Below are 6969 nucleotides of genomic sequence, written 5' to 3' on the forward strand. Positions count from 1 at the left end.
GCTGAGGAAATGTTTTATGGTGATCGGAGCACTGGATCAAGAGGTGACTTCGAACAATCGATGAATATAGTCAAAACATTAGTGGAATCGGGATTGACTGATCTTGGCATTATTGATTCTTCGATGATGACAAAAGATGGATGGGCAAGCATCAATCGAACCATTTTGGATGAGCTGATGCTGCAAACAAAAGGTCTGCTTGAGTCGAATAGAGAAGTGTTTATCAAGTCTCTTCAGACGCTTCTGCGTGAGGAAACATTGAGCGGAGATGAGTTTAGAAAGCTCTTTTCTTCCAATACAGCAGCATGAAGCGTTTACAATATTACAATTTGAAGGCGGAGTTGTCGTCCGCCTTCTTTTTTTGATGAAATTCGTTATAATAAGATTGAACTATCTTTGCAGAGAAAACTTCTATTATGTTTTAAGAAGAATTCTCCCCACACTAAAGGAGCTAATACATTGCATATCAAAACAGTTGGAGTTGTAGGAGTAGGCACGATGGGTCAAGGGATCGCGGAAATGCTGGCCTCCAAAGGATTGGATGTTATCATTATCGAGCGTTCGGACGATCGCCTAGATTATGGTAAACAAATGATTGAAGTAAGCTTGGATAAACAAATCGAGAAGTGGGCGCTCACGAATTCCGAGAAGAAGCTGATTATGAATAGAATAGAGGCGACAACAAGCTACGAGAAGTTAGCGGATTGTGAGCTTGTTATTGAAACGATAACTGAAGATTTGGAATTGAAAAAAGCTGTATTTGAACAAATTGATCAAATTTGCGGTCCAAATGTTATTTTAGCGAGCAATACATCTACTCTAAGCTTAACTGAGCTAGCAAGCTTTACGAAGCAGCCGAGCCGCGTAATTGGCATGCATTTTATTTATCCAGTATCCAAGATTGATCTCGTGGAAATTGTTCGTGGTCTGAAGACGTCAGAGGAAACATTTATACGTACGAAACATTTTGTGGAAGAGGTTATTAACAAAAAAGGAGTTATGGTATTTGAATCTCCTGGTTTCGTAACTACACGACTCATTTGCTTATTTATTAACGAAGCCTTGCATGTACTCGAGGAAGGGGTCGYGTCGGCTGAGGATATTGACAGCGCAATGCGTATCGGTTATTCCTTCCAGCATGGACCTTTCGAGATGTGTGACCGTTTCGGTCTCGATTCCGTGTTGGCAGCTCTTGAGAGAATGTTCCGCGAGTATGGCGAGCTGAAATATCGTCCTTCGATCGTGCTGAAAAAAATGGTGCGCGCTGGACATCTCGGAGCCAAATCAGGAATCGGCTTCTTCAAATATGATACGGATGGGGATCGGATTTAAATGAAAGTACTCGTAATTAATGCAGGAAGCTCCTCTTTAAAATATCAGCTATACAACATGCGTGACGAATCAGTTCTGGCAAGCGGACGTGTGGAACGTATCGGAATGGATTCTTCGATTGTTACTCATGAACCAGTTGACAAGCCCGAGGTTCGTAAAGTTAGTGAAATATTGGATCATGTTGCTGCTGTTAAGCAGGTTATCAATATGCTTACCAACCCGGAGTTCGGAGCGATCGCTAATCTGAACGAAATCGAAGCTGTTGGCCATCGTATCGTTCATGGYGGCGAAGCATTTAGCAGTTCAGTGCTTGTAACGCAAGAGGTTAAGCTCGAGATTCGTCGATTGTTTGATTTGGCGCCGCTTCATAACCCAGCGCATATGATGGGTATTTTGGCGGTAGAAACAAATTTGCCTGATGTACCTCAAGCGGTAGTATTCGATACGGCATTCCATCAAAGCATGCCGAACACATCGTATTTATATCCAATTCCTACTGTGCTTTACCGTCGTCACAAGGTTCGCAGATATGGTTTTCATGGCACGTCTCATTCCTATGTGAGCGCACATGCAGCAGAGTATTTGCAAAAACCATTGGAATCAATCAAAATGATTACTTGCCACATCGGAAACGGCGCAAGCTGTACAGCCATTTTGAACGGCAAGTCCTTTGATACAAGTATGGGAATGACTCCACTTGAAGGTCTTATGATGGGTACCCGGAGCGGAGATATTGATCCAGCGATCGTGCCATTTGTAATGAATAAAGAGGAATTGACTTTAAATGAAGTAAATTCTATGCTGAACAAACATAGCGGTATGCTTGCTATTTCCGGTATTAGCAGCGATATGCGCGAGGTAACAGAGGCGATGCTTGAAGGCGACAAAAACGCAAAGCTTGCTTTTGACATGTATGCTTACCGAGTTAGAAAATATATTGGCGCATATGCCGCGGCGATGAACGGTGTAGATACGATTGTGTTCACTGCTGGAGTAGGAGAAAATTCTGTCGCTCTACGCAAAGCGATATGCGAAGGCATTTCATTCTTGGGTATTGAGCTAGATGAAGAGCGCAACTCAGAGCGTCGCAAAGATATTCGTGAGATTACGACGGACAGCTCACGCATTAAAGTTTTAGTTGTTCCTACGAATGAGGAGCTCCTCATTGCAAGAGACACGTATAACTTAGTTAAGCAAAAGGATACGTCTGCACAGGCGTAGTCGTATAGGAGGCAGCTGGCAGTGAACAACGAGATATGGAAAGCTTACTCGCATGGTATGGCTGCTGCGTTGCAGGAAGGCGGCGTTTATGTATCGGCGATGCTGCTGCGAACATACCGCCAGCTGGAATTGTCGGATACAGAAGCGATGCTGCTCCTGCAAATCATGGTTTATATGGAAGCGGACATGAATGATTTCCCGACGCCAGAGCAATTGGCTGAGCGGATGGGCCTGAGTGTTAGAGAAGTTGGACAATCCCTTGGCCGGCTGATGAAAGAAGATTTTCTTACAATTGACGAGTACGTTGACAGTTCTACAGGAATGCAGTCAGAGCGTTATAACTGGACAGGCTGGCTGCTTAAGGCAGCTGCGTTAACTGCGGAGCAGAAGCGTGAATCGCGAAAGGCAGAGCGTCAGCCAGTCAAGCAGCAAGCCGCGCCATCATCGGACTTATTCAGTGTATTCGAGCAAGAGTTTGGACGCTTATTATCTCCAATAGAATGCGAGACAATTTCAGGTTGGCTTGATCATGATCGATATACAGACGAAATTATTCGTTTTGCTCTAAAAGAAGCCGTCTTTGCGGGCAAGCTTAGCTTGCGTTATATTGATCGGATACTTATCGAGTGGAGCCGCAATCGAGTAACGAATGCAGATGAGGCTCGCGCACATGCGCAAAAATTTCGTGGAGGAAGAGGCTAAGCCATGCGGCTTAGCTCTTTTTTTTATGTAAAAGGGTCACATTATTATATATAGCTAAGGTTTGATCGCGTAGAGTAAACCAACATATGGGGTAAGCCGGTTGATGACAGTGGAATATCCACGTTTGTTGAACCAGTTCAGATGTTCGGATACAGAGGAAAGATGCCAGTTAGGCGGTATGGCAAGCTTTGTTTCTATCTCTTCAGAATGTATTTTATCATCGTCAACCAAGTCCACATCCATTAACCCCGTAATCACAAGCCGTCCCCCATTTATTAAAACGCGGTCCATTTCTTCTAGTGCCAGAAGCTGTTGTGAACGATTCAAGTGATGCATAGCAAAACTGCAGCCTATAAAAGAATAACTGGATGGGGCGAGAGGCAGTGCGAGCAAATTGCCTTGTTTTGCATCAATGGCAGGGAGCCTTTCTCTTATGATCGAGAGCATTTCAGTCGATTGCTCGACAACGGTAAGCTTCGTGCCGGCCGCAGCTAGCATGCTGGAGAGATTACCGCTACCTGCTCCTATTTCTAAGCCAAGCTCATCGAACCGCGGATCAAGCCATTCAACGGTTCGCAGCAGTGCCATATTGTATTGCTCCTCCGAAAGAATACCGCTAAGTGTAATGATAGGTGCTTTATATCCGTGCTGAATCGCTATCTCATCGTAATTCCATTGATCGCTCCAAGAGGCTCGCGATAGCCGATTTTGTTTAATTTCCTCAGCAGCAAGCTCTGCTTGTGTCAATTCAGCTGCTCCTTTTCTGTGCCATGCTGAAATCGTTTCATCTAGCGCTTGCAGCGCTTTTGTTGCTGTGATCCATTGCTCATACAGCAATGCACGAGCGCCATCCACACTTCGAATAAAAGCGTCCGGTTCATTGATCACGTTAAGAGCATTCTGTATTGCAGATACGGATAAGCCCAATTCTCTTAGTGATATGATCCAGCGGAGCCGAATGACGTCCTCAATGGAATAGTCGCGATATTTATTCTCTATTGCTTTATATGGATGAATTAGACCTTTTTCTTCATAAAAACGAAGTGTACGCGGCGTGACACCGAGTTGTTTTGCAGCTTCATGCACCTTCAATAGAGCCACCTCCTCTTGCCATTATGAACGTTTACGTTACGTTAAAGTCAATATAGTTGACTCCGTTTTTTATGTTAAATGAAGAATTTAACATGATGGTTATAGACAACAAATTGTTCCGAGTTTACTCATATAAGCAGATAAATATGGTAAAACATTTAAAAAATAGTTTATAGTTAGGTTACGATAAAAGTGATTCGACTAAATCCCGCTGAAGCTTTAACTACAAGGAGGATATTTATGTCAGATAAACATTTATTTTTGTTTGGCGGTGGAGCGCCGTTCAATGAAAGCTTAGCAAAAAAATTTGGAGCTCTGGCATCAAAAGGGTTAAGCAAAGTAGTTATCTTATTTATTGAGCAAGAAGGTTGGCAAGAATACATGACGAAATATACCGATCAAATAGGTTTTCATGATATTGATCAGTTTGTGTATTTCGCCTTGGATGCATCACCATCAACCGATTTATTGGAACAGCTTCAATCAGCTACAGGAGTGATTATAAGCGGTGGTGATACTGAGCTTTATCGAGATTATATCGTGGAAACAAAGCTCGGCACAATAATAAAAGCATTATACACAGAAGGCGTGCCAGTTGCAGGTTTTTCGGCTGGCGCCTTAATCAGTCCTAATGTATGTGTAATTCCACCCATCGACAACAGAGCGAATGAGCATCTTTTCCTCAAAGGTCTTGGATTAATAAATCATTGCGTCATTAGTGCGCATTTTTCAAAATGGGATGAAGAAAAGAACTTATTGGCTGCACTTTCCAAAACCAACTTGTCAACGGGTTATGGGATAGATGATGCTTCTGGCATTTATTTTAAAAACGAACGGATATCAGAGACGGCGGGACAAGTTTATTTTTATTATGGAAAAGAGTGAGTGTGTTTACAACGAAGGAGGAAGATGGTTATTTCAAACGGTAAATCAATGATAGCAGCAAGCTTTATTCTCGGAGTATCTTTTATAGTGGGCTGTATGTTTTTGGAGAAAAACGAAGTGCCTAATAAAGAACAGTCCGACATCACGATAAGCATGGAAAAACCTTTGCTAACGATAGAAGAGGCAGCAAATTATTTGCATTTATCGGAAAATGAAATTAAACAAATCATTCATACAGAGCAAATTCAGCTGACTACAGCAGGGTCCTTTTCTGGCGTTATGTTCCCCTACATAAAAGTTGGTGAGAAATTTTATATTAGCAAAAATGAGTTAATGGTTTGGATTAATGAAACGTCGAGAGAAAGGCGGGAGTATGCTGCAGGATCAGTTATCCAATAACAGTTGATCGGGAAGGGAAGAGCAAAGATTACATATCATTCAGGAAGAGTTATCATTTTGATGGTCATGTTTTTAGATGGGTTATAATCTAGCTGGAAAATCTCCCGCTAATCAGCGCTGTGATACATAAAAAGTGCTGAAGCGGGAGAAAGTCCTTCTAAAAAATGAAATGATCGAGCTGGAAAATGCTTAAGCTTTACCATGCTGCAGCAATTCCAAACGATATACATATTCAAAAATAAATTCAAATGCTTCAAGGTGGCGTTTTGCCTCAAATGCGTTTGCTCCCCAAGCGTAAATGCCATGCTTGCGCAGCACGATGCCAGGTATGTTTTTCAATATACGCTCCGTTATTTCCGGTACGATAGAAGGGATATGTGCAAAGTTCGAAACGATTGGAATATCAATGTGTGCTTCCTCGTCCCAAATGTTAAACCCTTTGATCAGCTCAACGCCATCTACCGGCACAGACTTGCGATCCCAGAAATACTCTGAGATTACGCTGTTAAATACGGTATGCACGTGGAAAATAGCGCCAGCCCCAGTTAATTTGTAAATTTCACAATGGATCAGTGTTTCAGCGGATGGTTTTAAGCGTGTTGTTTCGCATGGCTTGCCATCTTGATCAACAAACAAATAATCCTCTGGTGTATGAATCGTTTTGTCCTTACCGCTTGCCGTAATAGCGAATTGAAATTCGTCGGGGTTATAGTCGCCTACACGGATCGATAAATTGCCGCTGGTGCCAGGGAACCAGCCGCGTGAAGCGAACAGCTCCTTAACGTCGCGAAGTTCAGATAAAGCGCGCTGCTTGTCTTCTAAAGCAATTTGCTCAAAACTCATTTTGTTGACTTCCTTTCATCATTCATAGTGTTGATAATATCGTGGAATGTTTCGTATTCGTGATGCGGCAGTCCGAGCTCCTTGCATTTCACCGTAAGGTGGGAGCGGGAATAGACGATATCAGCAAGCTTAGCGCCTTCAAAGTCGGTTACGCTGTCGCCAATAATGATGCGCTCGAATTGCTCTTCAGGGAAACGACGCATAATGGTTGTTTTACACATGCCGCAGTTGTTGGTGCAATGAGCATCACACGGATTTGGCCACAAAATCTCAATTTGCTCACCGCTGAAATCACTGCCATTGCAATAAATATGATTTTTTGGTATGTCGAAAGCTTCAAGAATAGGATAAACAAAAAAATCAATGCCGCCGCTAGTTACGTAAAAATCAATCTGCTGCTCTTTGCAATAGTTTAGAAATTCAGCGAATCCTTCACGAATGCGTACATTGGAAATACTGAAATCGATAACTTCTTTCTGGATAGAAGCAGGAAGG

The 6969-nt window shown here is 42.7% G+C and carries 9 protein-coding genes; 6 read left to right on the top strand and 3 right to left on the bottom strand.

Going from position 1 to position 6969, the window contains the following annotated elements; genetic code table 11:
- From AC1DSE_RS26985 to AC1DSE_RS27000, 4 genes are all read left to right on the top strand, one after another.
- Positions 1-309, top strand: a 309-nt coding sequence (locus AC1DSE_RS26985; protein WP_477528479.1) for a M41 family metallopeptidase, incomplete at its 5' end; no start/stop codon positions are given.
- An 87-nt stretch (positions 310-396) separates the two neighbouring features.
- A complete protein-coding gene (locus tag AC1DSE_RS26990; protein ID WP_477528480.1) occupies positions 397-1332 on the top strand; it encodes a 3-hydroxyacyl-CoA dehydrogenase family protein in 936 nt (311 codons plus the stop codon).
- On the top strand, positions 1333-2553 hold the full coding sequence (locus tag AC1DSE_RS26995; protein WP_339202846.1) for an acetate kinase: 1221 nt from the start codon (positions 1333-1335) through the stop codon (positions 2551-2553).
- A 21-nt stretch (positions 2554-2574) separates the two neighbouring features.
- Entirely contained in the window at positions 2575-3255 is a 681-nt protein-coding gene (locus AC1DSE_RS27000) for a DnaD domain protein (protein WP_076265712.1), read from the top strand.
- A 54-nt stretch (positions 3256-3309) separates the two neighbouring features.
- Here AC1DSE_RS27000 and AC1DSE_RS27005 read toward each other — a convergent pair whose 3' ends face one another.
- Entirely contained in the window at positions 3310-4341 is a 1032-nt protein-coding gene (locus tag AC1DSE_RS27005) for a MerR family transcriptional regulator (RefSeq protein WP_477509820.1), read from the bottom strand.
- A gap of 246 nt (positions 4342-4587) precedes the next feature.
- Between AC1DSE_RS27005 and AC1DSE_RS27010 the strand changes: the two genes are divergently transcribed.
- Together AC1DSE_RS27010 and AC1DSE_RS27015 are read left to right on the top strand one after the other, a co-directional pair.
- On the top strand, positions 4588-5232 hold the full coding sequence (locus tag AC1DSE_RS27010) for a Type 1 glutamine amidotransferase-like domain-containing protein (protein WP_441875338.1): 645 nt from the start codon (positions 4588-4590) through the stop codon (positions 5230-5232).
- Positions 5233-5256: 24 nt separating this feature from the next.
- Positions 5257-5631 (top strand): helix-turn-helix domain-containing protein, encoded by a 375-nt coding sequence (locus tag AC1DSE_RS27015; protein ID WP_477509625.1) that lies wholly within the window; start codon positions 5257-5259, stop codon positions 5629-5631.
- A 189-nt stretch (positions 5632-5820) separates the two neighbouring features.
- On the opposite strand, the gene mtnB is transcribed toward AC1DSE_RS27015, so the two are convergent.
- On the bottom strand, positions 5821-6474 hold the full coding sequence (gene mtnB, locus AC1DSE_RS27020; protein ID WP_477509624.1) for a methylthioribulose 1-phosphate dehydratase: 654 nt from the start codon (positions 6472-6474) through the stop codon (positions 5821-5823).
- Positions 6471-6969 (bottom strand): MtnX-like HAD-IB family phosphatase (locus AC1DSE_RS27025; protein WP_477528481.1); only part of this gene is annotated, 499 nt, incomplete at its 5' end. The genes AC1DSE_RS27025 and mtnB, both read right to left, overlap by 4 nt.

This window comes from Paenibacillus sp. 01L418 (genome assembly GCF_056400045.1).

What these genes read in the sequence shown, in the direction of transcription:
- AC1DSE_RS27010 (WP_441875338.1), top strand. Translation starts at nt 4,588, where the DNA reads ATGTCAGATAAACATTTATTTTTGTTTGGCGGTGGAGCGCCGTTCAAT.
- AC1DSE_RS27015 (WP_477509625.1), top strand. Translation starts at nt 5,257, where the DNA reads ATGGTTATTTCAAACGGTAAATCAATGATAGCAGCAAGCTTTATTCTC.
- mtnB (WP_477509624.1), bottom strand. Translation starts at nt 6,474, where the DNA reads ATGAGTTTTGAGCAAATTGCTTTAGAAGACAAGCAGCGCGCTTTATCT.